At 54.1% G+C, this 25205-nt stretch carries 21 protein-coding genes; 19 read left to right on the top strand and 2 right to left on the bottom strand.

The annotated features are described in order from the left end of the window. The first annotated feature begins 53 nt into the window (after positions 1-53). The 3 genes from B9T62_RS24285 (at position 54) to B9T62_RS24275 (ending at position 4504) form a co-directional block, all read left to right on the top strand. Positions 54-572 carry a deoxycytidylate deaminase gene (locus tag B9T62_RS24285; protein WP_087917643.1) on the top strand — a complete coding sequence of 173 codons (519 nt, stop codon included), beginning with the start codon at positions 54-56 and terminating at the stop codon, positions 570-572. Between the two features lie 123 nt (positions 573-695). Next, positions 696-3434: a ComEC/Rec2 family competence protein gene (locus B9T62_RS24280; RefSeq protein WP_087917642.1), complete on the top strand. Its 2739-nt coding sequence runs from the start codon at positions 696-698 to the stop codon at positions 3432-3434. Between the two features lie 53 nt (positions 3435-3487). After that, positions 3488-4504: a LacI family DNA-binding transcriptional regulator gene (locus B9T62_RS24275; RefSeq protein WP_087917641.1), complete on the top strand. Its 1017-nt coding sequence runs from the start codon at positions 3488-3490 to the stop codon at positions 4502-4504. Positions 4505-4576: 72 nt separating this feature from the next. Here B9T62_RS24275 and B9T62_RS24270 read toward each other — a convergent pair whose 3' ends face one another. Further along, the gene (locus B9T62_RS24270; RefSeq protein ID WP_087917640.1) at positions 4577-5527 is read right to left on the bottom strand and encodes a sugar kinase; all 951 of its coding nucleotides are present in this window, start codon (positions 5525-5527) and stop codon (positions 4577-4579) included. Positions 5528-5874: 347 nt separating this feature from the next. Here B9T62_RS24270 and B9T62_RS24265 point away from each other — a divergent pair, with 347 nt between their 5' ends. The 6 genes from B9T62_RS24265 (at position 5875) to holA (ending at position 12082) form a co-directional block, all read left to right on the top strand. Continuing rightward, positions 5875-6516 carry a bifunctional 2-keto-4-hydroxyglutarate aldolase/2-keto-3-deoxy-6-phosphogluconate aldolase gene (locus B9T62_RS24265; RefSeq protein ID WP_087920408.1) on the top strand — a complete coding sequence of 214 codons (642 nt, stop codon included), beginning with the start codon at positions 5875-5877 and terminating at the stop codon, positions 6514-6516. A gap of 598 nt (positions 6517-7114) precedes the next feature. Continuing rightward, positions 7115-7351, top strand: a complete 237-nt coding sequence (locus B9T62_RS24260; protein WP_087917639.1) for a hypothetical protein — start codon at positions 7115-7117, stop codon at positions 7349-7351. 64 nt (positions 7352-7415) lie between these two features. After that, positions 7416-7913 (top strand): hypothetical protein, encoded by a 498-nt coding sequence (locus B9T62_RS24255; RefSeq protein ID WP_087917638.1) that lies wholly within the window; start codon positions 7416-7418, stop codon positions 7911-7913. 100 nt (positions 7914-8013) lie between these two features. Beyond that, entirely contained in the window at positions 8014-8562 is a 549-nt protein-coding gene (locus B9T62_RS24250) for an RNA polymerase sigma factor (RefSeq protein WP_087917637.1), read from the top strand. Beyond that, entirely contained in the window at positions 8559-9872 is a 1314-nt protein-coding gene (locus tag B9T62_RS24245) for an anti-sigma factor family protein (RefSeq protein WP_087917636.1), read from the top strand. The genes B9T62_RS24250 and B9T62_RS24245 overlap by 4 nt, the downstream gene beginning before the upstream one ends. A gap of 1190 nt (positions 9873-11062) precedes the next feature. Next, positions 11063-12082 (top strand): DNA polymerase III subunit delta, encoded by a 1020-nt coding sequence (holA, locus tag B9T62_RS24240; protein WP_087917635.1) that lies wholly within the window; start codon positions 11063-11065, stop codon positions 12080-12082. Between the two features lie 154 nt (positions 12083-12236). On the opposite strand, the gene rpsT is transcribed toward holA, so the two are convergent. Then, positions 12237-12509, bottom strand: a complete 273-nt coding sequence (rpsT, locus tag B9T62_RS24235) for a 30S ribosomal protein S20 (protein WP_087917634.1) — start codon at positions 12507-12509, stop codon at positions 12237-12239. 181 nt (positions 12510-12690) lie between these two features. Here rpsT and gpr point away from each other — a divergent pair, with 181 nt between their 5' ends. The 10 genes from gpr (at position 12691) to dnaJ (ending at position 24634) form a co-directional block, all read left to right on the top strand. Continuing rightward, on the top strand, positions 12691-13689 hold the full coding sequence (gpr, locus tag B9T62_RS24230; RefSeq protein ID WP_087917633.1) for a GPR endopeptidase: 999 nt from the start codon (positions 12691-12693) through the stop codon (positions 13687-13689). Positions 13690-13838: 149 nt separating this feature from the next. After that, a complete protein-coding gene (locus B9T62_RS24225; RefSeq protein ID WP_087917632.1) occupies positions 13839-15173 on the top strand; it encodes a stage II sporulation protein P in 1335 nt (444 codons plus the stop codon). A gap of 44 nt (positions 15174-15217) precedes the next feature. Beyond that, positions 15218-15682 (top strand): hypothetical protein, encoded by a 465-nt coding sequence (locus tag B9T62_RS24220; RefSeq protein ID WP_087917631.1) that lies wholly within the window; start codon positions 15218-15220, stop codon positions 15680-15682. 129 nt (positions 15683-15811) lie between these two features. Continuing rightward, complete coding sequence (gene lepA / locus B9T62_RS24215; RefSeq protein WP_087917630.1) at positions 15812-17623, top strand: translation elongation factor 4; 1812 nt, start codon at positions 15812-15814, stop codon at positions 17621-17623. A 91-nt stretch (positions 17624-17714) separates the two neighbouring features. Beyond that, positions 17715-18887 carry a radical SAM family heme chaperone HemW gene (gene hemW / locus B9T62_RS24210; RefSeq protein ID WP_087917629.1) on the top strand — a complete coding sequence of 391 codons (1173 nt, stop codon included), beginning with the start codon at positions 17715-17717 and terminating at the stop codon, positions 18885-18887. Between the two features lie 193 nt (positions 18888-19080). Further along, positions 19081-19572: an N-acetyltransferase gene (locus tag B9T62_RS24205; RefSeq protein WP_087920407.1), complete on the top strand. Its 492-nt coding sequence runs from the start codon at positions 19081-19083 to the stop codon at positions 19570-19572. 180 nt (positions 19573-19752) lie between these two features. After that, positions 19753-20784, top strand: coding sequence for a heat-inducible transcriptional repressor HrcA (gene hrcA, locus B9T62_RS24200; RefSeq protein WP_087917628.1), 1032 nt, complete (start codon positions 19753-19755; stop codon positions 20782-20784). Between the two features lie 48 nt (positions 20785-20832). Continuing rightward, positions 20833-21420 (top strand): nucleotide exchange factor GrpE, encoded by a 588-nt coding sequence (gene grpE / locus B9T62_RS24195; RefSeq protein ID WP_087917627.1) that lies wholly within the window; start codon positions 20833-20835, stop codon positions 21418-21420. 73 nt (positions 21421-21493) lie between these two features. Beyond that, the gene (gene dnaK / locus B9T62_RS24190) at positions 21494-23341 is read left to right on the top strand and encodes a molecular chaperone DnaK (RefSeq protein ID WP_087917626.1); all 1848 of its coding nucleotides are present in this window, start codon (positions 21494-21496) and stop codon (positions 23339-23341) included. 174 nt (positions 23342-23515) lie between these two features. Continuing rightward, complete coding sequence (gene dnaJ / locus B9T62_RS24185) at positions 23516-24634, top strand: molecular chaperone DnaJ (RefSeq protein ID WP_087917625.1); 1119 nt, start codon at positions 23516-23518, stop codon at positions 24632-24634. Positions 24635-25205 lie beyond the last annotated feature (571 nt).

Genomic DNA, 25205 nt, shown 5'->3' with positions numbered 1-25205 from the left:
CGGTTGTGCTACAATGATTAACAACTAATTTCAACAGAAGATGGAGATTGATGATGAGCGTAGCCTACCGGAAGAATTGGGATACTTATTTCATGGATATTGCCTGCATGGTCTCAACCCGCTCGCGTTGTCCGCGCCGTCATGTTGGCGCTGTGCTGGTACAGGGCAAGAAGCTGCTTGGCACTGCCTACAACGGCGCGCCGATGGGCGTTCAGGACTGCTCGGAAGCCGGCTGCATGGTGTCGGAGCAATATGAGCTGGAGATCACGGACGGAGTGGAGACGATGGTGAAGAAGCAGCGTTGCATCCGCACCATCCACGCCGAGCAGAATCTGCTGCTGTTCACTGACCGTAGTGACCGCGAGGGCAGCACAGTATATGTTACCGATGAGCCTTGCTGGACCTGTGCCAATATGCTCGCCAACAGCGGGATCGTGGAAATTGTCTACTATCGTCCATACCGCAAGGATATGGAAAAGGTAAGAGCGATGATGGCAGCCAAAGGCATTGTGTTTCGCCAACTGGAGAGCTATGAGCCGCCGCAGGAGACCATGATTACTGTGTTTGAGTGAACAGAAATCGGCAATTGAATACTTGCAAGCCGGGGAAGAACCTCTGTATACGCCTGTTTGGCGTTTGCAGAGGTTTTTTGCTGTTTCTCCGGTTACTTGCAGCATAAAGAGAGGAGAAGGAAGATGAGGGAGAGACTGCTGCTAAGCTTTACGGTGTGCTGGGTCTGCGGCAGCACAGCCGCCTGCCTCTATTCAGGCGGAAGACTGGCCCTGGCTGCCGCCGGTGTATTGCTGCTGCTCGCAGCAGCCGCAGCATGGGCAGGCTTAGGCTGGAGGTATACAGCTGTACTCGGTATGGCCGTCATAGCCGCCTGCTTGTATTGGGAGTGGAGCGAAGGGCGCAATATAAGCTCGCTGCCCGAAGCACTGGGACGATCGTCGGCCCTGCTGAACGAAATGCCGGTGAGGGCGGAAGGCAGCATTGTTTCTACGGTGGAGCGGGATGGCGACCGCGTGGACTTCATCGTGAAGCTGTCCGGCATTGCCTTGCTAGGGAACAGCGGGAACGCAGCTGATATTCACCCCACCGCTTCAAGTCAACAAGAGGAAGCGGGAGAGGGGGGCAATATGACTTCGCTTGATGGTGAAAAGCTTACAGTCCAGCTGAAGCTGCAGGCCGAGTCGGAGATTGATATCGCTGGACAGTGGCAGAGGGGCGACCGGGTAGCGCTCAGCGGTGCTGTAGAGCTGCCGGGCGAAGCGCGAAACTTTGGCGGTTTTGATTACAGGGCTTATCTGGCTACCCAGCATATGCACTGGCTGCTGAAGCTTGACGGGACGGCGAGCGCGGAAGTAACCCCGCCGGAAGGCTGGAGTCCGGCGATGCTGCTCCGCTGGACTGACCAGGCCCGTAGCGCTATGGGTGCGAAGCTGGGCCAGCTGTTCCAGCCGCGCCACTCCGGGTACATGAAGGGGCTGATCATCGGCTTCCAGGATGACCTTGACCCGGATATTTTTCAGCAGTTCTCGCAGCTGGGCCTGACGCATATTCTGGCAATTTCGGGAATGCATGTTGCTGTCTATGTCGGTGCCCTGCTGTTCATCTGGAAACGCTGCCGCCTGACGCGGGAAACAGCGCTGACGCTGACTCTGCTGCTTGTTCCAGTGTATGTGCTGCTGTCCGGGGCAGGCCCCTCTGTCGTACGCGCAGGACTGATGAGTATGATAGCCCTCTACGCTGCCCGGGTGCAAGTGCTTGGAGACGGGCGCAATATTCTTTCCGCTGCTGCGCTGGCCATGCTGTTGTGGAATCCCTATCTGCTGCTGAGCGTCAGCTTTCAGCTGTCTTTTCTGGTCACGGCCGGACTGATGGTCTACGTTCCGATGGTTAACCTGCTGCTGCGGAAGCTTCCGCTGATGCTCAGAAGCGCGGTATCGGTCACTGTTGTGGCCCAACTGGTGTCTTTTCCGCTGACGATTTATTATTTTAACCAATTCTCGCTGCTGTCCTTTGCGGCCAACCTGCTGCTGGTTCCATTCATTACCTTTGTGGTCCTGCCACTCGGAACTTTGACGTTGCTGTTGAGTGCATGCTGGGAGGGAGCGGCAGGTAAGGTGGCTGATGCAGCGGAGCTGCTCAACAACTGGACCTTTGTTCTGGTGGAGTGGATGAACGGTTTCCCGGGTGCTGTGCTGATCTGGCGATCGCCTTCCCTGTTGTGGATCTGCGGCTATTACCTGCTGCTGTATGGGCTGCTGGCTGTTGCCAGGCTGCGGATTGAAGCGCGTAATGTCCCGCAATACATGGAGGACGAGACAAGACCGCTGGATGGGAGTCAATGGGCGGAGAATGGACAGATGAGGGCGGGCATCAATGGACATGGGGAGCTGAGGAAGGCGGCAACAGGCTGGCGTGGCAAGGTTCTGCAGTTGGCACCGGCAGCTGCGCTGGCCGTTCTGCTCTGCCAAGGCTACCGCAGCGAGGAGTTGAACGGAGCGGGGCATATCAGCTATCTGGATGTGGGGCAGGGCGACAGCATTCTGATCACCACACCGGATGGGGCTAATATTCTGGTGGATGGCGGAGGAACGGTAAGCTTCGGTGCCAAGGAGCCCTGGCGTATCCGCCGCAGCCCATTCGAGGTGGGGGCCAAGACACTGGTCCCTCTGCTGAAAAAGCGCGGCATTCACCGTCTGGATGCGGTGGTGCTGACCCACGCAGACCAGGACCATGCCGGAGGCCTGCAGGCTGTGCTGGAATCAATTCCTGTCTCCGCACTGCTGTTTAACGGAACGCTTACCGACCGCGAACCTTACCGGAAGCTGATGAGGACGGCGCTGGCGGCCAACATCAAGCTGTACAGCGTCCATCAGGGGATGACGCTGCGGCCGGATTCGGCGACGGAGCTTGCTGTTCTGTGGCCCCCACCGCCTCTGCAGAATCAGCCGCAGGCAGACTACGATGTGGAGAAGATACCGGTACTGGAGGAGCAGAATCATGGCTCTGTGGTGTTCCGGCTGGAGCTGAACGGACGCAACTTCCTGTTCACCGGCGACATGGATGAGGAGGCAGAGGAGGAGATAATCCAATCCGCGGCCTTAAGCGGCATAAGCCAGGCACCCCGGGCCGATGTGCTGAAGGTGGCCCACCACGGCAGCAAGACTTCCACTGGGGAGGCATGGCTGGAGTTCTGGCGTCCGGCGGCCGCTGTAATCTCGGCGGGAGTCAATAATTCCTATGGTCATCCGAACGGTGGAGTGCTAGACCGGCTGGCAGCCGGCCATACCGCCGTATTCCGCACTGACCTTCAGGGGGAAATCCAGCTGAACATAAGCAAGGGTGAGCTTACTGTACGGTCCAAGCTTGGAGCAGCTCCCGCTCCTGCTGCCGTTGATTTACTGGTAGATAATTTAGTAAATTAACGCTATACTTTTTTTATCATGAGTTTGGGGTAGAAAAGAGTGGAGCGGAAGAGATGAAGAAGCTGACAATAGAAGATGTGGCCCAGAAGGCGGGCGTGTCCAAGAGCACGGTCTCGCAGTTCCTGAACCAGCGTTATAAATATATGAGTGAAGCGACGAAGAACCGGATTGCCGCCGTCATTGAAGAGCTGAACTACCAGCCGAACGGGCTGGCCCGCAGCCTGAAGCAGAACCGTACTCATATGGTCGGCATTATTGTGGCCAACATCGATTATTCCTTGTCAATTCAGTGTATTCGGGCCATAGAGAATGAGCTGCAGAGCCGCGGGATTCAGGTCATTATCTGCAACACCGATGAGAATGCGGATAAGGAAAGCAAATATGTGGAGACGCTGCTGGCACGCCAGGTGGACGGACTGATTATTTTTCCGACAGGCAATGACCACTCGGCCTACAGCCGACTGATTGAAGCAGATTATCCGCTGGTGTTCATGGACCGGCTGGTCGACGGCGTCACCACGCAGAGTCTGCTGCTGGATAATGAAATGGCCGCCAGAATCGCGATCCGCGAGCTGGTGCGCAGCGGGCATGAGCGGATTGCGCTGCTGTCACTGCCGCTGGGCGAACATGCGATCACCCCGCGCAAGGAACGAATGAGCGGCTACAAAAAAGCGATGGAGGAGGCGGGCCTCCCGCTCCGCGAGGACTATATCTGCGCCGCTCCCAAAGAGGAGCTTGCCGCCAGTCTGGAGCGTCTGCTCGCCCTGCCGCAGCCGCCCACGGCGCTGCTGGCCTCCAACGACATCTCGCTGGCCGAGATTCTGAAGTATGCCAACCGCCGGAGCATTGCCATCCCCGCACAGCTGTCGGTAATCGGCATTGATGATGCGGAGTTTGCCCATATCTATAATCCCGTCATCACAACGATTCGCCAGCCTGCTTATGAAATGGGTATGCAGGCTGCCAAGATTATGCTTGCCTGCATAGAAGAGAGTGGAACGTCGATGCCTATCACCTACCGTTTCCCTCCTTCGCTGCAGCTGGGACAGTCTATCCGGATCTGCACCTAAATAATAAGGCCGCCCGCAGCAGAACTGCCGGGCGGCCTTATTATTATTGTGTCATCAGCCTTTGCATTCAGCCTAAGCCTTCTGGTTCATGAATTGCTCAAGACCCGCTCGTGTTGGCAGTCCGTCCATATCACCAGGGGACATCACGGCCAAAGCTCCGATGGCATTGCCGCGTTTAACAGCTTCCGCTACCGGCAGCTTCTCCAGCATTGCACTGATTACGCCTACAGCGAAGCCGTCTCCGGCGCCAACCGTGTCAACCACCTCGTCCACCTTAAAGCCCTGTACGTAGCCTTCTTGGTCCTGGGATTTGAAGTAAGCGCCATCCGGACCCAGCTTGATGACAACAAGCGAAACCCCGCACTCCAGGTAGTAGTCAGCAATGGCCTCGGGAGTATCCAGACCGGTAAGAGTCTTGCCTTCACTGAGTCCCGGCAGGAACCAGTCACAGCGAGTAGCCAGATCATTGATCGTATTCACCATGGTTTCGGTGTCAGGCCAGAGTGTAGGGCGAAGGTTCGGGTCCATGGAGACCGTCTTGCCCTGGCTCTTCATGAAGTCCATGGCCCGGATGGAGAATTCTCTGCAGGTCGCCGACAAGGCTGAAGAGATGCTGGTTACATGAAGATGGCCCGCTGAGGCGAAATAATCCTCATCAAAATCCGCCAGACTAAGCTTGGAGGCTGCGGAATTTTTGCGGAAATATTCGACCTTGGGATCGCCAGTGACTACCTTCGATTTGATCAGCATGCCTGTGGAGAACTCCTTGGTGAAGGAGATGGCCGATGTATCAATCAGTTCTTTATTCATGGCTTCAAAAATAAACTTCCCGAAATTATCCTCCCCCAGCTTGGTCACATAACCGGTAGGGTGCTCCAGTCGGGACAAGCCGGTGGCTACATTGCTTTCTGCGCCGGCCAGCGCTTTGGAGAACGAAAATACCTCATGCAGAGGTCCGGGTTCATTGGCATAGAACATCGCCATCGGCTCGCCGAAAGTAACGGCATCCAGTTGTTTGCTCATAAATATCTCCTCCTATGGGTGAAATGTAACCCCTATATAATGACTAATAAATTGAAATTATCATATAAAACGGTTTTGTACAATAACTGATTGATCTGGAACAGCGGATAATCAAGCGAATAATGAAATTTGTGAGGACAAAAAATCCTTTTAGAATATACGATATATCCACTTTCGTACGATAATTGTCCATATGTTTCAGACAAATATATATTGACTGTTCGCCACATGTTTATTACTATTTTAGTAACGGTATTTGCTATGAGGTTAGTAAAAAAAGATAAATTAATTTATCTAAATTTTATTGTCTATCTTGCCATCGATCTATCCAAGAGAGGGAGTTTATGATGAAGAAACTAAAAGTTTTGCAAAATGTAATGTCCGTAGGTGTTGTGGCTGTAATCCGCGCGGATAACGCTGAAGATGCATTCAAGATGTCCGTGGCCTGTATCGAAGGCGGACTGAACAATATCGAGGTAACCTTTACTACACCGGAAGCGGATGTAGCCATCAAACGTCTGGTTGCTGAATACGGTGACCGTGCGGTAATCGGTGCCGGTACGGTGCTTGATCCGCTGACAGCCCGTATCGCCATCCTGGCAGGGGCGGAGTTCGTGGTCAGCCCGTCTTTTGAAGAAGAAACAGCCAAGATGTGCAACCTGTACAGCATTCCTTATATGCCTGGCTGCATGACACTGGGTGAGATGAAGGAAGCGCTCAAGCTGGGCGTAGATGTGCTTAAGCTGTTCCCGGGCAGCGCCTTCGGAGCAGATTTCGTCAAGGCTGTCAAAGGGCCAATGCCACATGTGAACATCATGCCTACCGGCGGCGTGGATCTGAATAATATGGACAAATGGATTGCGAACGGCTGTATTGCAGTAGGGATCGGCGGCAATCTTACCGCTCCGGCCAAAGAAGGCCGTTACGACCTTATTACTGAGCTGGCTGCTAAATATGTAGCGAAGTTCCAGGAGATCAAAGGCAACTAGGCCAAGTAGACGCCATAGACTGCTATACCGCAGATATCATTTAGGAGCAGGCCGTACCGCTGGAGCATCAGCCGTACGGTCTGTTTGGCGTACTCTCTTCCCGTGGACTACAAAGCCGCAGCCGCAGCTTGTGATGGCTTCTGGCCTGCCAAAAGTATAGAATGGGCACAGATCAACTAAACTGATTCTATAGAAGCTACCGGCTGCCAGTAGTACGTTTCATAAGTTCCTTTCCAGTTCCCCCGTTTCGATAGAACAAAACTTGTGGCGAAGGGCCAGGAGGCTCACTCGGAGAGAAATTCCTGCAAATGTACAGGTATTTCCTCTCCTTCTCCCCTTGTTCGCGGAAAACCTGCAAAAGTGCAGGTTTTCCGGCGCTTGGGTCTGCGAATCGGCGATGGAGACGTAAATTCCTGCACTTTTACAGGCTTTGGGTACCGAAGGCGGTTTTTGCACGAAAAAAACTGTATAATTGCAGGTATTTTGGGCAGTAAGCGAGTGTATGTGGACCGCTTGTTTGCAGATCAGGAGCATGCCGGGTAAGGACTTCTGAAACGTTGTGCTAGTATCCATACCATGAATCCGGGGAGTGAGCCTTATGCCTGATCACCCTTACCGGGTGCTGCTTCAAGCGGCCAGTCAAGAGGAAGCCCAATATGTAGCGATCATGAGCGGCTATAAAGGCTGCAAAGTGACGGAAGGCCAAGTCTACCGCCTGCTGAGAAACCATAACAATCCGCAGTTGTTTGAGCACGGAGAAGCCTATGTGGTCGATGATGACACCAAAGACAATTATTCCGTCTTTCTGCTGTGCCGAACTGCGCTGTATAAATAACAGCTGCTGTTTCTTGCAGACGCTGAAACGGGTACCTTCCATAGAAGGAGGGTGCCTTTTTTTCTTGTCGTATAGTATAGCTGTGCGCATTCCGCAGGAACAGCCCGCCTTGGCGGTTAAGATCTTGCGCATTCCGAAGGAACAGCCTGCTCTTGCCCTTAAGATCTTGCGCATTCCGCAGGAACAGCCCGCCTTGGCGATCAAGCTCTTGCGCATTCCGCAGGAACAGCCCGCCTTGGCGATCAAGGTCTTGCGCATTCCGAAGGAACAGCCCGCCTTGGCGGTTAAGGTCTTGCGCATTCCGCAGGAACCGCCCGCCTTTGACCTTCAACTCCGGCCGAGCATCCCGTCAGGGATAGCCGGCCAACATCAGCGACGTCCAAGCGGTCCCGCAGGGATAAGCGGTCCTACACCCCAGCCTCCTAATCACAGTACCGCCAGACTCCTTCGGCAAACTTGCGGGAGTCCAGAGGGTGCAGCCCTTTGGGGCCCTCCCTTGGAAGGGAGGGTTTGGGAGGGATCGAAAGTATTTGAATCATTCGCCCTTCCCCTGTATGCTTAGGAAGGATTATTCCGGTGTTTTTATAAAATAAAGATTACAGGCTTGCAACAATTTCGCAGTCTTGCGCGTCAGTAAGATTGCATAGAGAGGGGGAACCTTCGTGGTGGAGCAGGGACTCATCAGAGCCGCTCAAGCGGGCGATCGCGACGCTCTAATCACCCTATTGCGGGAAATAGAAGGACATGTATATAAGACGGCCTTTTACATTTTGCATAATGAACAGGATGCGCTGGATGCATCCCAGGAGGCCTTGATTCGGGTATATACCAAGATTAACTCCTATGAGGAAAAGGCTCAGTTCAAGACATGGGTTCAGCGTATTGTGACCAACATATGCATTGATAAGTTCAGGAGAACCAAACCTACAGTATCTATCGATGAACATGAAATGGACTTCAAAGATAAACATAATGTAGAACGGGAAGTATTGTCCTCTTATTTGGCTGAGGATATCCGCGAGGCAATCGGCCAGCTCCCTGAGCATCACCGGACGGTGATTGTGCTGCGGTATTTGCAGGATTTTTCTTACAACGAAATTGCAGATTGTCTGGATCTCCCCCTGAACACGGTGAAATCATACCTGTTCCGGGCGAGGCAGCAGCTGCAGAATAGACTTCAGGAGTATCAGAAAGGTGGTGTATCAGGATGACTTGTACGGAGGTGACGGAATGGATGCACCGCTATTTGGATCATGATCTAAGCCAGAGCGAGATGATTGAGATGTTTCGCCATATCGATGACTGTCCTTCCTGTGCGGAAATCTTTGAGCGCCTGAACCTGCTGTCACAGCAGTTGGAGCAGCTGCCGGATGTCAAGGCACCTTTCAGTCTGGTGGACTCCATTATGCCACGGCTTGACGCATTGGACCGCAGTGTCCGTGAGCAGGAGGAGGAAGCTGCCTTGCCGCCGGTTGTACCGTTCGCGCGCAGTGACAAAGGCTTGAACAGCGGCAAATCGTCCAGAGGCAACTCCATGGCTGCACGGACAGGCATTGGCGCTGTAGCGGCTGCATTTATACTCGGAATAGCGATTTTCAATATGCCTGACAAAATGCCGGATGCCCAGGTGGACAGCCTGATGAATTCATTTACAGAAGAAACGTCTTCTGATGGAGCGCAGAGCAGCCAGTTGAAGCAAGACACAGCAGCGGGAAACTCAGCTAATTCTGCTGCAGGCGGCACGGAAGCGGGCTCCGCCGATCAGCGGGAGGCCTCATCGGAGGAAACACAGCAGCCATCGGAGGTGCCTCCGACACAGGAGGCTGCCATGGAATCCGTGGTTCCGGATGAAACGCCGGCGGCACGTGAGACCGATGCGCGGTCCGCGACGCAGGAGGCTCAGAAGAGCACTGCGCCGCCGGTCAAAAAGAACCAGAAGACGCCACCGCCAACCGCTGAGCCGCGCAAGACGAAGACGCCGTCTGCGACAGACAGTCCTGTCGTTTCGGCAGACCAGTATGCCGCCGGTGACAGGAATCCCGCCGCCAATGAGAGCGACCCGTCAAGCGGTGACTATGACAGCGATGGTGCGGCCGATCGGGACATGATGGAGCTGCTGCCGGCAGCCCCTTCATTGATGACCTCCCCCGCCTCATGGACCTCGCCGGATGAACGCTATGAAGCGGTGTTGGAGAATCAGCATCTGAATATTTACAGTACAGTGCCAGAGGCAGGCCAGGAGGGCAAACAGGTGCTCTCTTCGCTCCCGATGCAAGGCACGTGGGTGTCAGGAGAATGGTCGGCGGACAGCCGTCAGTTCATTTATGTGACGCGCCAGAATGGCAAGAATATCTCGGAGGTCTACATGCTGCCTGCCGGGCAGACAGCGACACCGGCTGCGCTGGAGACTAACCCGCAGGCCACGCCTGATCCTGCCGCGTCAGCCACACCGGCAGGGACGGCGACTTCAGCGCCAACGGCCACGCCGGGAGCAAGCCCTTCCGCATCACCCGCAAATTAATCGGTAGTTTCTCAAGCGGAATGGAACTTTTTATAGAGCGGCGGAATAGACTATAGCGAGCGGACAGGAACAGACAATAGAGGATTTGCAGAACATCGGTATGACCGTCGGATGGGAAGTTTCTAGAGCTTCTTTCCCCGTCGTTTATATAGATGCGCCGCTGAAACGGAGGAATTTTGGCCCTGGCTGCCAAGGTTTCTCCGTTTTTAGCATGTGCGTATGTGGACAACCTGGAGGATGTCTATGGAGAAGATAGATGAGTGAGCGGTGCTATATTTCGCTGATAAGGCTAACTGTATTTGGTACAGCTATTTTCGCCAAAAAAGGGCCGAAAACGACTTTAGCTGTATTTGGTGCAGTTATTTTTCGTCAAAACACGGTTATGCAGCCAAATGAAAAGATATAGCTGTACGGAATGCAGTTATACATCTTTTGGTCTTCCAAATCGCTTAAATAACTGCGCAAAATACAGTTACCTCCACCCGGCTGCTGCAAGTTTGCTGCCGTCCGCTACGGCTTACGGTTAGTTACTGCGACTTACGGTTAGCTATAGCGCACTAGTGCTCTAGTGCTTAGTGCTCTAGCGCCCTAGTGTGCCCTAGTGTGCCCTAGTGTGCCCTAGTGTGCCCTAGTGTGCCCTAGTGTGCCCTAGTGTGCCCTAGTGTGCCCTAGTGTGCCCTAGTGTGCCCTAGTGTGCCCTAGTGTGCCCTAGTGTGCCCTAGTGTGCCCTAGTGCGTCCTAGTGCGTCCTACTGTGCCCTAGCCCTAGTGCACTAGTGCGCCCCTACTGTGCCCTGTTGCTCTACTGTGCCCTGTTGCTCTACTGTGCCCTGTTGCCCTACTGTGCCCTGTTGCTCTACTGTGCCCTGTTGCCCTACTGCGCCCTGCGCCCTAGTGCACCCTACTGTGGCCTGCCTACTGCGCCTGCGCCCTAGTGCACCCTACTGTGGCCTGCCTACTGCGCCTGCGCCCTAGTGCACCCTACTGTGGCCTGTGCCTAGTGCGCCATACTGCTACTTACTGTGACCTACAGCCCCGCCCTTACCAACCGCTATCTGCCTTTAACTATTGTTGCTTCTCAGACATCACCGGATTACGGGCTATAGGTTTCTTCAACGCCGTTTTTTTGTTACAATAAGGACTCTTGGATATACCGGGTGAAATGAATGAATCAATGAAGGAAGTGGCGGGATGGACGCCAAAACGGCGGCAAAAGAAATCAAGCAAGGAAAAATCTCTCCGCTCTATCTGCTGTATGGCAGTGAGAAGTTTCGGATGAATGAGTTCGCATCGATGCTGGAGGAGCAGCTGATTGCCAAGGAGGACCGCGATTTCGCCGTAATCCCCTTCGACCTCTCCGAGACACCGGTGCAGGCAGTGGTGGAGGAAGCAGAGACGGTGCCATTTATGGTAGAACGCAAGCTGCTGCTGGTGCGGGATGCGTCCCTGTTCACGGCGGGCAAGGAGAATGCCAAGCTGGAGCACCGGATCGATGTCCTGAGCGAATATCTGCAGCATCCGGTGGACTTCAGCGTGATCGTGTTTATGGTCAATAATGACAAGCTGGATGAGCGCAAAAAAATCGTCAAAACCGTCAAGGCCGCCGGAACGGTGCTGGCCTTCAATCCGCTCGGCACCGAGGAGCTGCTGCGTTGGGTGGAGAAGGGCATCCGCGAACGCGGCTGCACGTCTGCGCCGGGTACAACGGAGCTGCTGATCGCAAGCGCAGGCACCGGGCTGCAGAATCTGTCCGCAGAGATGGACAAGCTCTGCCTGTTCGCAGGCCAGGGCGGAACCGTCAATGCGGCGGCGGTGGAGAGTCTGGTGCACCGCGGCACGGAGCAGAATGTGTTCACGCTGGTAGAGGACATCGCCAACCTGCGCCTGGATAAGGCGCTGAACACCTTGTACGAGCTGCTGAAGCAGCGCGAGGAGCCGATCAAGATTGCCGCGCTGATCTCGCGGCAGTTCCGGATTATTCTGCAGGTCAAGGACCTGTCAGGCCACAGTTATTCCCAGGGACAGATTGCATCGCAGCTGGGACTGCATCCCTATGCCGTCAAGCTTGCCGGCGAGCAGGCGCAGAAGTTCGAGATCGGGCGGCTGCGGCAGATCCTCAGCGCGCTGGCCGATCTGGACTACCAGATGAAGACTGGGGCAATTGATAAGGTGCTGGGGCTGGAGCTGTTTATGCTGAAGCTAGGTGCCTGATCGTCAATACGCTTGATAATAAAAGAACACCCCGTTGCCTGTGAATAACAGGAACGGGGTGTTTGCATGCGCAGCAGAGGGCAGAACACAAAAAAACCTAACCGTATGCAGCATAGCGGTCAGGTTCTTTATTCGCTCATTATGAATGTCGCCCTTAGGCTTGCGCCGTAAGAGCGTTCAATTTCTTAGCCAAGCGGGATTTTTTGCGGGCAGCCGCATTTTTATGAACCAGACCTTTGGAAACGGCCTTGTCCAGCTTTTTGGAAGCAGCTTGGAAAGCAGTCTGAGCAGTTTCAACTTCTGTACCTGCCAGCGCGAGATCAGCAGTTTTCACAGCTGTACGAAGCGCAGATTTCTGAGAAGCGTTCAGTGCACGGCGTTTTTCGTTCGTTTTGACGCGTTTAACCGCGGATTTAATATTTGGCATTACATTCACCTCCTGTAAGACATACAAATCTCAATAATTCACAACTTCAAATATCTTAGCATGACCAGGTCCAAAATGCAATACTTTAACGTTTCAAATTAACCCTTCCCAATGCTGCATAAACATTACCCTTCTCTCGCACACTATCAGCAAAAAGGAATTACAGGAGGCTGATATAGCAATGTCACTCGATCTTCAGCTCTACTCAGTACGCACCGACCTTGCGTTGGAGTCCAAAGAAATGGCCCAAGGTCCGCAGAGAACGCCGATTCCCGGCGTTAACGAAGAGGTGGAAGAAGCAGACGGGATCAAGGTTACGCGGCTTGCAGTCGCCACTGAGGCCGGTTCACAAGCGATTGGCCGGGCCATCGGCAATTATGTAACGCTTGAGGTGCCCGCGCTGCGCGGCGGGGATAGCGGGCTGCAGCAGAAGGTGTCCGAGACCTTTGCGTATGAATTCGAGCGCTTCTTGCTCCGGATCGGGATCGGCAAAGAATCCTCTATTCTGATCGTCGGGCTGGGCAACTGGAATGTTACCCCGGATTCGCTCGGACCGCTGGTGGTGGAGAACTCGCTGATCACACGGCAGTTCTATGAGCTGATGCCTGACCAGATTTCGCCCGGCTACCGCAAGGTGAGCGCGATTGCTCCCGGCGTGCTGGGGCTGACCGGAATTGAATCCAGCGAGATTGTACAAGGCATTGTAGACCGCACCAAGCCGGATGTGATCATTGCGATTGATGCCCTTGCTTCCCGTTCGCTGGAGCGGATTAATACAACCATACAGATTGCTGATATCGGCATTCATCCCGGATCGGGCATCGGCAACAAGCGGCGCGGGCTGACCCGGGAGATTCTGGGGATTCCCTGCATCGCCATCGGCGTCCCTACCGTTTGTTATGCTTCCACGATTGTGAACAATGTACTGGAAATGATGAAGAATCATTTCGGCCAGGGTGCCCCCACCAAAGAAATCATGGGCATGCTGGACGATATCTCTGAGCAGGAGCGGCTGTCTCTGGTGAAGGAAGTGCTGGAGCCGCTGGGGCATGATCTGATCGTGACCCCGAAGGAAATCGATGAGTTTATTGAAGTGATTGCCAATATCGTAGCTAGCGGACTGAACGAAGCGCTGCATGATGCGGTTGATCCTGACAACGTCGGAGCTTATACGCATTAATCTCTGCCGGTTTAACCAGGGGAGTCAGGTCGCGAGAGCGGCCAGGTCCTCCTTTCTGTCTTCTCTTTCATTTGCGGTTCTAGCGAATGAGTTCTGCTCATAGATTTGGAGTATAAGAGATTTCAGGGTTTAAGGAGGACATGACAACTATGAATAAAAAATGGTTCCAGTTATGGAATATCGGACGCCTGCGCGGCAGGGTGCTTGATGTTCTGTCCCTTGGCAAAACAATGCTGCTGCTGGCCGCAGGTTCACTGGTGTTCTTTATGTTGCTGGGAGCGGGCGGGCTGGCCGGCCAGAAGCTTGGCTCTTCGCCAATTCCTTCTATGAAGGGGCTGGCCGCCTCGCTCTCAAGCGGATTTTTTATGGATATACTGGGCATGGAGGTGCCGCATCTGCCGCAGGGGAAGGAGCCTTCCGCTTTATCGGGCAAAAAGATTTCGTCCTTTGCGCTCCAGCTCCTGACCAGTGTGAACCCGAATGATCCGAAGAGCCTGCTCGCCCCGGAGGTGCCGGGCCTTGCGGCTGACGATCCCTTCCTGCTGCGGAGCGGCTCCGGCGGAACCGGCGGCGCTCCGGCGGATTACCACCCGGGAACAGATGAGCTGGCTCACGATGAAACGGACCCGGGTCATGTTCCCGAGGCAACCGATGCGGTAGACCAGCCGGACCAGCCGGCGGAACCTACGCCTGAGCCGCTGCCGACCGATCCCCCTCTGCCGGACAAGCCGGAGAGTGGGCCAGGTGCATCGCCGGGTAGTGGAGAAGCTGCTGCGGACACGTCAATCAAACGGATTCTGATCTATCATTCCCACCCCCGGGAGGCCTACAACCCTCTGCTCGGCGCGACAAGCGACAATCCAAGCTCGGCTGTTCCGTCTAAGAATGTAATGCTGGTGGGGACTTATCTCTCCCAAAGATTGGAGCAGCGCGGCATCGGCGCGATTCATGCCCAGGATGACTATGCAACCGAGGTGCCCGACTACAGCTGGAATTTCTCTTATAAATATTCGCGGCTGACGGTCAAGGCGGCAATGGCGGAGAACCAGGAACTGAGCCAGATGATCGACATTCACCGCGATTCGCAGCGCCATGGCAAGACAACCGCGGTGATCGGCGGGGAAAATTATGCCCAGGTGTATTTTATCCTCGGACATGCGAATAAGAATTGGAAGAAGAATGAGGCGTTCGCCAACCAGATTCATCAGCTGCTGGAGAAGAATTATCCCGGCGTATCGCGCGGTATCTGGGGCAAATCGGCCGGAGGCGGCAATAACGGCGAATACAACCAGACCCTGTCGGATAAAAGCGTGCTGATCGAGGTTGGCGGCATTGATAATTCGGCGGATGAATTGAAGCGTACAGCTGATATTCTGGCCGATGCCATCGCCGATGTGTACTGGAGCAGCCAGGACGCGGAGAAGGTGGACGCACCGGACCAAACGGCAGCGAAGACGAAGGAGAAGACAGGCGGCAATCAGTAAGGCAGGAAGCTGACAGGCATCTGATTCTTAAGGGGGGAGCAGTTATGTCGCGTTTTGGTAAAAAACTAGTTGTATTGGGCATCTGGGCAGGCATCGGTATCCTGCTTGGCATGCAGTTCAGCGGCGGGAGCGGAGTTAAGGTGTCGGAGCTGCTGCCGGGAACGGGACCGATGCCTGGAGTACAATCCGGGCAGGTCCAGCCCAGCGGCTCAGGGCAGGAAGTAGGCGGCACGGCACAAGGCGGCCAGAAATATGTCTATGTGCCAATGGTCGTAGATCCTGCCACAGGCGCTTATACAGCCGTTCCGGTGCAGCCGCCTGCCGCCGGGGAGCTGCCCCAGCAGGAGGCTGGCAATTACAGCACGCTTACACCGGAGCAGCTGCTGGTTCCCGAGGAGCAGTCGCCAACGGTGGATGTGCTGGCGGACAAGACGGCCGGTCTGCTGCAGCAGGCCTCGCAGAAAGGCATACGCTGGGTCGTCAGCTTATTCGATTCAGCCGCTGAATAAAGGCTTGATTCCCACAACCAGCAGTCAGCGCGGGCCGTTTCTGCGGGCTTCGGCCGGGCGGGATTGATGGAGCAAGCTTGTACTGCTATAATAAGAGGATTAATATCAGGCTGTCTGTGGGGGTAAGGAATGACTGACGTACAGAAAAGACAACAACAAATCCGCAATTTCTCGATTATTGCCCATATAGACCATGGTAAATCGACATTGGCTGACCGTATATTGGAATACACGGGAGCACTCAGCTCGCGTGAAATGCAGGAGCAGGTGCTCGACCAGATGGATCTGGAGCGTGAGCGCGGAATTACAATCAAGCTGCAGGCGGTTCGACTCACCTATCGTGCAGACGATGGAATTGATTATTACCTGAATTTGATCGACACACCGGGGCACGTCGACTTCACTTATGAAGTCTCGCGCAGCCTGGCCGCCTGTGAGGGCGCGCTGCTGGTCGTGGATGCAGCCCAGGGCATTGAAGCCCAGACGCTTGCCAACGTGTATCTGGCGCTGGACAACAACTTGGAAATACTGCCCGTATTGAACAAGATCGATCTGCCGAACGCAGACCCGGACCGGGTCAAGCAGGAGATCGAGGATGTGATCGGACTGGACACCAGCGAAGCTGTAATGGCTTCCGGCAAGTCCGGCATCGGGATCAAGGAGATACTGGAGCAGGTTGTGAAGCAGGTTCCGGCTCCAACCGGTGATTCGGAGGCGCCGCTGAAGGCGCTGATCTTCGATTCGCATTTTGACCCTTACAAAGGCGTTATCGTCTATGTGCGGGTGATCGACGGCAGCATCCGTGCCGGTTCTAAGATCAAGATGATGGCCACCGAGAAGACCTTTGAGGTCATCGAGGTTGGAGCGTTCATGCCGCGCATGACGATCGTCAATGAACTCAATATCGGTGATGTCGGCTTCATCGTGGCCGGGATCAAGCATGTTGGTGACACCCGTGTCGGTGATACTGTAACAGATACCAAGAATCCTACAGCAGAGCCGCTGCCTGGTTATCGCAAGATTAATCCGATGGTCTACTGCGGTCTGTACCCGATTGAAACTTCGGATTACAACGACCTGCGCGAAGCGCTGGAGAAGCTGCAGCTGAATGACGCTTCCCTCAGCTTCGAGCCGGAGAGCTCCAGCGCGCTGGGCTTCGGCTTCCGCTGCGGCTTCCTGGGCCTGCTGCATATGGAGATTATTCAGGAGCGGATCGAACGCGAGTTCAATCTGCCGCTGATTACAACCGCGCCAAGCGTTATCTACCGGATTATGCTGACCAACGGCGAAACCTTGCAGATCGATAACCCGTCGCACTATCCCGAGATTGGCACGATCGATTACATTGAAGAGCCTTATGTCAAGGCAGCGATCATTGTGCCCAATGATTTCGTAGGAACGGTTATGGAGCTGTGCCAGAACAAACGCGGCGAGTTCATCAACATGGAATACCTGGATACAACCCGGGTTACTATCACTTATGAGATTCCGCTCTCGGAGATCGTCTATGATTTCTTCGACCAGCTGAAGTCGGGCACCAAAGGATATGCCTCCTACGATTATGAGGTGTGCGGTTACCGGCGCTCCAATCTGGTCAAGATGGATATTCTGCTCAACAATGAGCAGGTCGATGCCTTGTCCTTCATCGTCCACCGGGACCGCGCCTACAACCGTGGCCGGATCATCTGCGAGAAGCTGCGCGCGATTATTCCGCGCCAGATGTTCGAGGTGCCAATCCAGGCTTCGGTAGGTACCAAGATCGTGGCGCGCGAGACCGTGAAGGCGATGCGCAAGAACGTCCTTGCCAAATGTTACGGCGGCGATATCTCGCGTAAGCGGAAGTTGCTGGAGAAGCAGAAGGAAGGCAAGAAGCGCATGAAGCAGGTCGGCAGCGTTGAGGTGCCGCAGGAAGCCTTCATGGCTGTGCTGGAAATAGACTAGCTGTGAGCAACCACTGCAAGGGAAGCCTGAGGGCTTCCCTTTTCTGGCTTTTATGCCCGATATCATTTCTAACTAATAAAGGAGACAGCTGATGACAACACATACGAATGGCCGTCCCCCTGAGGCTATATACATCCATATCCCTTTTTGTACGAATAAATGCTTCTACTGCGACTTCAATTCCTATGTCCTGAAGGATCAGCCGGTGATGGATTACCTCCGTGCGCTGGACCGGGAGATGGAGATGACGGTCCAGGCAACACCGCCCGGCGTCATTAAGACCATCTTTGTGGGCGGCGGAACGCCAACCGTGCTGAAGCCGGATGAGATGGCCTATTTCCTGGCCTCCATCCGCAGACATTTCCCGCAGTGGGATGAGCAGATTGAATTCACAATGGAGGCGAACCCCGGAACAACTGCCCCCGACAAGCTGGCCGTGATGAAGGCGGGCGGCGTGAACCGGGTCAGCTTCGGCGTCCAGGCCTTTCAGAATGAGCTGCTGAGCGGCATTGGCCGCATTCATGATGTGGACGATGTGTACCGCAGCCTGGAGAATGCGCGTGCGGCGGGCCTGGACAACCTGTCCATTGACCTGATGTTCGGCCTGCCGAACCAGAGCGTAGACATGCTGAAGCAGAGCATCGCCAAAGCACTGGAGCTGAAGCTGCCGCACTATTCCATCTACAGCCTCAAGGTGGAGGAGAATACGCTGTTCCACACGATGTTCAACAAGAACCAGCTGCCGCTGCCCAGTGAGGAGGACGAACTGCAGATGTACCTGCTGCTGATGTCTTCTATGGAAGCTGCCGGGTATAACCAATATGAGATCAGTAATTTCTCCAAGCCCGGCATGGAGAGCAGACATAACATCACCTACTGGCGCAACCAGGATTATTACGGCCTTGGAGCCGGAGCGCATGGTTATGTGAAGCGGCAGCGGCACGTCAATGTGAAGGGTGTGAATCCTTATATTGAAGCCTCGAAGAGCGGTCTGCCGCGTCTGAATGCTTTTGAGGTGACCGAGCCGGAGGCGATGGAGGACTTCATGATGGTCGGCCTGCGGCTGCGGGAAGGGGTGTCGGATGAGGCGTTCCGGGAGCAGTTTGGCAAGTCGCTGCTGGACATTTTTGCGAAGCCGTTGCATAAAATGGTGAATGCCGGACTGCTGGAGCACGACGGGGGCACCTACCGGCTTAGCAAGCAGGGAATCCTGTTTGGGAACGATGTATTCGGCGAATTTGTCGGCGCGCTGACAGAGGTTTAATTTTTATATAGAAGAATGTATAGCTTGCACGCCATAAATTATCCTTCTATTTCGCACTGAAACGGATGCCGCTCTTTCAGAGGACGGCGAAGTCGTTTCAATTTGAAATAACTCTTGAATTGTAATTCACTCTGTTGTATATTTATTCATATTATTAACAGAGGGGTGATTCAGAGTGCTTGCCAAAACGGAAATGATCCGCCATACGTCTCCCGAGGAAGACGCCAAAGTAATATGCAGAAATGCTACAGCGCAAGATGTTGAACCGCTGTACCTGATGATAGAGGAATATGCTCAGCGCGGTATCATGCTGCCCCGTTCACGGCAGGCGCTGACTCGCCAGATCGATCAGTTTGTAATTGCGGAATTGGACGGCAAGTTTATCGGCTGCGGCTCGCTGTTCAGACTGGGCAGTGATCTTGTAGAGATCCGGTCCATCGGCCTGCGGGATGAAGGCAAAGGCAAGGGCGTAGGCTCCAAGATTCTCAAGAAGCTGCTTGAGGAAGCCGCACGGCAGAAGATCCCGAAGGTGATGGCTTTGACCTACGCCGTTGATTTTTTTGTCCGCAACGGGTTTGAAGTGGTGCAGAAGGAGATCTTCCCCGAGAAGGTCTGGACGGACTGCATCAACTGCAAGAAGCAGAATGCCTGCGATGAAATCGCCGTACTGAAGATTCTCGGTTAAACCGGCAGGCGGGCATGGCCCGCATAGCTTAAACATAAGACCATAGCAAAAGCTGAATGATAGGCGCCAAACTGACTTGACAATGGCAAGGTCAGTTTGGTATTTTTGTATTAGCGGTTAGCACTCATCTAATGCGAGTGCTAACGATGGTGAGCAAAATGCCGAATGGAGGGAATACTAATGTTAACAGAACGCCAAAGAATGATACTTAATGCTATTGTTGATGATTATATCTCCTCGGCTGAGCCTGTTGGCTCGCGCAGCATCTCCAAACGGGGTGATGTAGGCTACAGCCCTGCTACTATACGCAATGAAATGGCCGATCTGGAGGACCTGGGGTATCTGGAACAGCCCCACACTTCGGCAGGCCGGATACCGTCCCATAAAGGCTACCGTTATTATGTGGACCATCTGGTGCCTTGGAATTCCGCCGAATCTGCCGAGATGGGCACGATCCGCGCTTTTTTTGCCGAGAAGCTGAATGCGATGGAGCAAGTGATCCAGCACGCCGCAATGGTGCTCTCCAATATGACAAATTATACTTCCATCCTGCTGGGACCGGAGGTCTTTCATACTTCACTGCGCCACTTTCAGCTGCTGCCGCTGGACGACAGAACCGCTGTAGCGATTATCGTCACCAGCACCGGACAGGTGGAGAACCGGACCGTAAGCATCCCGCCGGAGATTTCCGTCTCCGAAATGGAGAAGGTGGTCAATCTGTTGAACAGCAAGCTGGTGAATGTGCCGCTCTACAAGCTGAAGACCCGGCTCTACTCCGAGCTTGGCGAAGAGATGCAGCGTCATATCTCTCATTATGAAGAATTAATGCAGGTGCTCGACACTGCGCTGGAAAGCGATCAGGAGCAGCGCATCTACCTCAGCGGGGCTACGAATATGCTGAACCAGCCTGAATTCAAGGATGTTGACAAGGTGAAGCACATTCTGGATCTGCTGGAGGAAACGCCGACACTGCTGAAGATGCTCTCGCCCGCCGCCGGCGGTCCGGGGATCCAGGTGCGGATCGGTACAGAGAACGACCATGAGGCTTTTGCCAGCTGCAGTCTGATTACAGCCACCTACTCCCTTGACGGGCAGCCGCTGGGCAGCATCGGCATTCTCGGTCCGACCCGGATGGAGTATGCGCGGGTGATGGGAATTCTGGGCATTTTATCGCGGGATTTGACAGCGATGCTGGCACACTGGTATAAGTGAACAGAGCGATAATGGTTTACGGAATGATTCTAAGGAGGTGAAGACAACTTGAAAGAGGAACAAGTTCAAGACACTAATGAAATTAAAGATCCTGCGATAAATGAAGAGCAAGCGGCAGAGGAAGCGGAAGCAGCCGGTGAGGCTGAGTCCGTAGCTGCCGAACAGGTCGGGGAGGCTTCGGCTCCCGGCGCAGACGCCCAGCGTCTGCAGGAGCTGGCGGATGAACATCAGGCGCGCGCGCTGCGTGTACAGGCTGATTTCGATAACTTCCGCCGCCGCACCCAGAAGGAGAAAGAAGATCTGGCCCAGTATGCCACCTCCAAGCTTGTAGCTGAATTGCTGCCGGTTCTGGATAATTTTGAGCGTGCGCTGCTGACTACTCCCGTCAATCCGGAATTTGAAGCTTTCTCCAAAGGCGTAAACATGATTTTCCGCCAGCTGGAAGGTGTTCTGAAGGCAGAAGGACTTACGGCAATGGAAACGGTAGGACAGCCTTTTAATCCTGAATACCATCAGGCTATTATGCAGGTGGAGAGCGAGGAGTACGAGGAAGGTATCGTGACGGAAGAGGTCCAGAAGGGCTATCTCCTGAAAGATAAAATTCTTCGTCCGGCCATGGTCAAAGTCAGCAGCTAGTCTGTCTATATAGACCGGGATCTTATTCTAACGGAGCCAGGCTCCACACAATTTATTGAGGAGGCAAATTACAGTGAGTAAAGTTATCGGTATTGACCTTGGAACCACCAACTCCTGCGTTGCGGTTATGGAAGGCGGCGAAGCCGTAGTTATTCCTAACCCAGAAGGCGCGCGTACAACCCCTTCGGTTGTAGGCTTCAAGAAAGACGGCGAGCGGATCGTCGGCGAAACGGCTAAACGTCAAGCGATCACCAACCCTGACCGTACGATCAGCTCGATCAAACGCCACATGGGTACTGCCCATAAAGAAAGCATCGATGGCAAGGATTATTCCGCACAGGAAATTTCGGCCATGATTCTGCAAAAGTTGAAATCCGATGCCGAAGCTTATCTGGGACAAACTGTAACCCAAGCGGTTATCACCGTTCCGGCTTATTTCAATGACAGCCAGCGTCAAGCTACCAAGGATGCGGGCAAAATTGCCGGTCTGGAAGTGCTGCGTATTGTGAACGAACCAACAGCTGCCGCATTGGCTTACGGTCTGGAGAAATCCGAAGACCAAACGATCCTTGTCTATGACCTTGGCGGCGGGACGTTTGACGTATCGATCCTTGAGCTGGGCGACGGCTTCTTCGAAGTTAAGGCTACCAGCGGTGACAACCGTCTGGGCGGCGATGATTTTGACGAAGTGGTCATGAATCATCTAGTGTCCGAATTCAAAAAAGAACAGGGCATTGACCTGAGCAAGGATAAATCTGCTGTACAGCGCCTGAAGGATGCTGCTGAGAAAGCGAAGAAAGAACTGTCCGGCGTGTTGACTACTACAATCTCCCTCCCGTTCATCACTGTGGTTGACGGCGTTCCGCAGCACTTGGAGCTGAACCTGACCCGCGCGAAATTCGATGAGCTGACTGCCGGTCTGGTAGAACGCACACTGGGACCAACCCGTCAGGCTTTGACCGATGCTGGCATGACACCTGCTGACCTGACCCGCATCGTGCTGGTAGGGGGCTCTACCCGTATTCCTGCCGTACAGGATGCGATCAAGAAGCTTACCGGCAAAGACCCTCACAAAGGTGTAAACCCGGATGAAGTGGTTGCCCTGGGTGCTGCCGTTCAAGCGGGCGTACTGACCGGTGACGTGAAAGACGTTGTACTGCTCGACGTAACTCCACTGTCCCTTGGTATCGAAACTGCAGGTGGCGTGTTCACGAAGATGATTGAACGCAACACTACAATCCCAACCAGCAAATCACAGGTGTACTCCACCTTTGCCGACAATCAGCCAAGCGTGGAAATTCACGTGCTGCAGGGCGAACGCCAGATGGCGAACGGCAACAAGACACTGGGACGCTTCATGCTGGGTGACATTCCACCGGCTCCGCGCGGTGTGCCGCAAATCGAGGTTACGTTTGACATTGATGCCAACGGTATCGTTAACGTATCCGCAACAGACAAAGGTACCAACAAGAGCCAGAAGATCACTATCACTTCTTCGAGCGGTCTGAGCGATGCCGAGGTTGAACAGATGATGAAGGACGCCGAGCTTCACGCTGAAGAAGACCGCAAGCGTAAAGAACTGGTGGAAGCGAAGAACAGTGCTGACCAGCTCGTGTACTCGACAGACAAAGTGATCAAGGATCTGGGCGACAAAGCCGATGCTGCCGATGTAGAGAAAGCCAATGAAGCCAAAGACAAGCTGAAGGCTGCACTGGAAACCGACAACCTGGAAGAAATCACAGCCGCTACAGAAGTGCTGACAGAGATCGTACAGCAGCTGTCTGTGAAGCTGTATGAACAGGCTGCCCAGGCTGAGCAGGGTGCTGAAGGCGACGCTGGTGCTGCTGAAGGCAATGCCAGAAAAGACAATGTAGTCGACGCTGATTATGAGGTTGTTGACGACGAGAAGAATCAAGGGTAACCTTAAACGATACGTGCAAATAGTATAAGGATGATTGGCCTCCGGCTGATTCATCCTTGTATGGGCCAGAAGGGAAGGTCAAACCGGGGCATCCCGTGCTTTGGCTTTCCTTTTGACATGTTACAGGGGAATTATAGAAGCATAGTATAGTATGGATGTGCGGAGGTGAAGGCAGTGGCAGATAAACGTGATTTTTATGAAGTGCTTGGCGTTGGCAGAGATGCTTCAGAGGATGAGGTGAAGAAGGCGTACCGCAAGATGGCGCGCCAATATCACCCGGACGTAAACAAGGCAAGTGATGCAGAGGCTAAATTCAAGGAAGTCAAAGAGGCTTATGACGTGCTGAGCGACGGCCAGCGCCGTGCCCAATATGACCAGTACGGGCATATTGATCCCAATCAGGGAATGGGCGGCGGCGGCGGCGATTTCGGCGGCGGCGGCCTAGGCGATATCTTCGATATGTTCTTTGGCGGCGGCGGTCGGCGTGATCCGAATGCCCCGCAGCGCGGCGGGGATTTGCAGTACACCATGACCATTGAATTCAAGGAAGCGGTGTTCGGCAAGGAAACCGATATTACGATTCCGCGTACGGAGACCTGTGATACCTGCTTTGGCTCCGGAGCGAAGCCAGGCACGAAACCACAGACCTGCGGCGTATGTCACGGCAGCGGCCAGCAGGAGTTCGTACAGAACACACCGCTGGGACAGATGCGCAACCGCCGTCCCTGCTCAGGCTGCGGCGGCGCCGGCAAGATCATCAAGGAGAAATGCCCAACCTGCGCCGGCAACGGCAAGGTTAAGAAGCAGCGTAAGATCCATGTACGCATTCCCGGCGGCGTAGACGACGGTGCACAGCTGCGGATGAGCGGCGAAGGTGAAGGCGGTCTGCGCGGCGGTCCTGCGGGCGATCTGTATATTGTCATCCGCGTGAAGCCGCATGATTTCTTCGAGCGTGAGAACGACGATATTATGTGCGAGGTTCCGCTTACGTTTGCGCAGGCGGCGCTGGGCGATGAGATTGAGATTCCTACCTTGACCGAGAAGGTCAAGCTGAAGATCCCGGCCGGTACACAGACCGGAACGTTCTTCCGGCTGAAAGGCAAAGGCGTTCCGCGCCTGCGCGGCACCGGCCAAGGCGATCAGCATGTAAGAGTGATCGTCGTGACTCCAAGCAAGCTCAGCGAAGAGCAGAAGGATCTGCTCCGCCAGTTTGCCTCCCATAACGGGGAGAACACACATGAGCATGAGCAGTCTTTCTTTGACCGTGTGAAACGAGCGTTCCGCGGCGATTAAGAAAGATTAAGAGACCCTGTAGCCAATAATGGCTTCAGGGTCTCTTTGTGCTGGGCTGGTGCTGCAAGGTGGAACGCCCGCTTGGATGTACGCAGTGATGCACGCAGTGATGCACGCTGTGATGAACGCTGTGAGTATGCCTGTTTGAACTCTGCTGCTAATCAGATCAAATGTCCGGTATCGCCCGCCCGAGCGTATTCGGCCCATCATGTGCTAACCTCGCTTAATCAACCAGCCTTAAGAGTAATGTTACTTTGCAATCCATGCAGTGCAGCAAGCGATGAGGAACCATTGATTTAGTTGCGAAAACGCATCTAATTTACGAATTTTTTGCGTTTTGGAGCAAATAGATGCAATAAGGCACTTAATTCAGGCGTTGGAACGTAAGGGGAGTGATTTACTCGAAATTAGTTGCAATATCGCACTTAATTGCCTTCTGACAGGGGTTTCAGCTAAAATTAGTTGCAGTTTCGCATCTATTTGCGTTGAACGTTCCAGGGTAACATTCTATATGCGTCTGGAAGCAAGGAGTAACCAGAATTCACTGTTAATTTGCCAGTGGATCAAAACC

Source organism: Paenibacillus donghaensis (assembly GCF_002192415.1).
Classification (GTDB): Bacteria; Bacillota; Bacilli; order Paenibacillales; family Paenibacillaceae; genus Paenibacillus_AQ; species Paenibacillus_AQ donghaensis.
Note: the sequence above shows the minus strand (reverse complement) of the source record. Positions and strands in the feature narration are given on the sequence as shown.

Bases quoted from the DNA above. Each gene is read 5' to 3' on its own strand.
- B9T62_RS24265 (WP_087920408.1), top strand. From the start codon at position 5,875: ATGAAGAAACTAAAAGTTTTGCAAAATGTAATGTCCGTAGGTGTTGTG.
- B9T62_RS24225 (WP_087917632.1), top strand. From the start codon at position 13,839: ATGAATAAAAAATGGTTCCAGTTATGGAATATCGGACGCCTGCGCGGC.
- lepA (WP_087917630.1), top strand. From the start codon at position 15,812: ATGACTGACGTACAGAAAAGACAACAACAAATCCGCAATTTCTCGATT.
- B9T62_RS24285 (WP_087917643.1), top strand. From the start codon at position 54: ATGAGCGTAGCCTACCGGAAGAATTGGGATACTTATTTCATGGATATT.
- hrcA (WP_087917628.1), top strand. From the start codon at position 19,753: ATGTTAACAGAACGCCAAAGAATGATACTTAATGCTATTGTTGATGAT.
- holA (WP_087917635.1), top strand. From the start codon at position 11,063: ATGGACGCCAAAACGGCGGCAAAAGAAATCAAGCAAGGAAAAATCTCT.
- B9T62_RS24275 (WP_087917641.1), top strand. From the start codon at position 3,488: ATGAAGAAGCTGACAATAGAAGATGTGGCCCAGAAGGCGGGCGTGTCC.
- B9T62_RS24245 (WP_087917636.1), top strand. From the start codon at position 8,559: ATGACTTGTACGGAGGTGACGGAATGGATGCACCGCTATTTGGATCAT.
- gpr (WP_087917633.1), top strand. From the start codon at position 12,691: ATGTCACTCGATCTTCAGCTCTACTCAGTACGCACCGACCTTGCGTTG.
- B9T62_RS24220 (WP_087917631.1), top strand. From the start codon at position 15,218: ATGTCGCGTTTTGGTAAAAAACTAGTTGTATTGGGCATCTGGGCAGGC.
- rpsT (WP_087917634.1), bottom strand. From the start codon at position 12,509: ATGCCAAATATTAAATCCGCGGTTAAACGCGTCAAAACGAACGAAAAA.
- B9T62_RS24270 (WP_087917640.1), bottom strand. From the start codon at position 5,527: ATGAGCAAACAACTGGATGCCGTTACTTTCGGCGAGCCGATGGCGATG.
- B9T62_RS24260 (WP_087917639.1), top strand. From the start codon at position 7,115: ATGCCTGATCACCCTTACCGGGTGCTGCTTCAAGCGGCCAGTCAAGAG.
- B9T62_RS24280 (WP_087917642.1), top strand. From the start codon at position 696: ATGAGGGAGAGACTGCTGCTAAGCTTTACGGTGTGCTGGGTCTGCGGC.
- hemW (WP_087917629.1), top strand. From the start codon at position 17,715: ATGACAACACATACGAATGGCCGTCCCCCTGAGGCTATATACATCCAT.
- B9T62_RS24205 (WP_087920407.1), top strand. From the start codon at position 19,081: ATGATCCGCCATACGTCTCCCGAGGAAGACGCCAAAGTAATATGCAGA.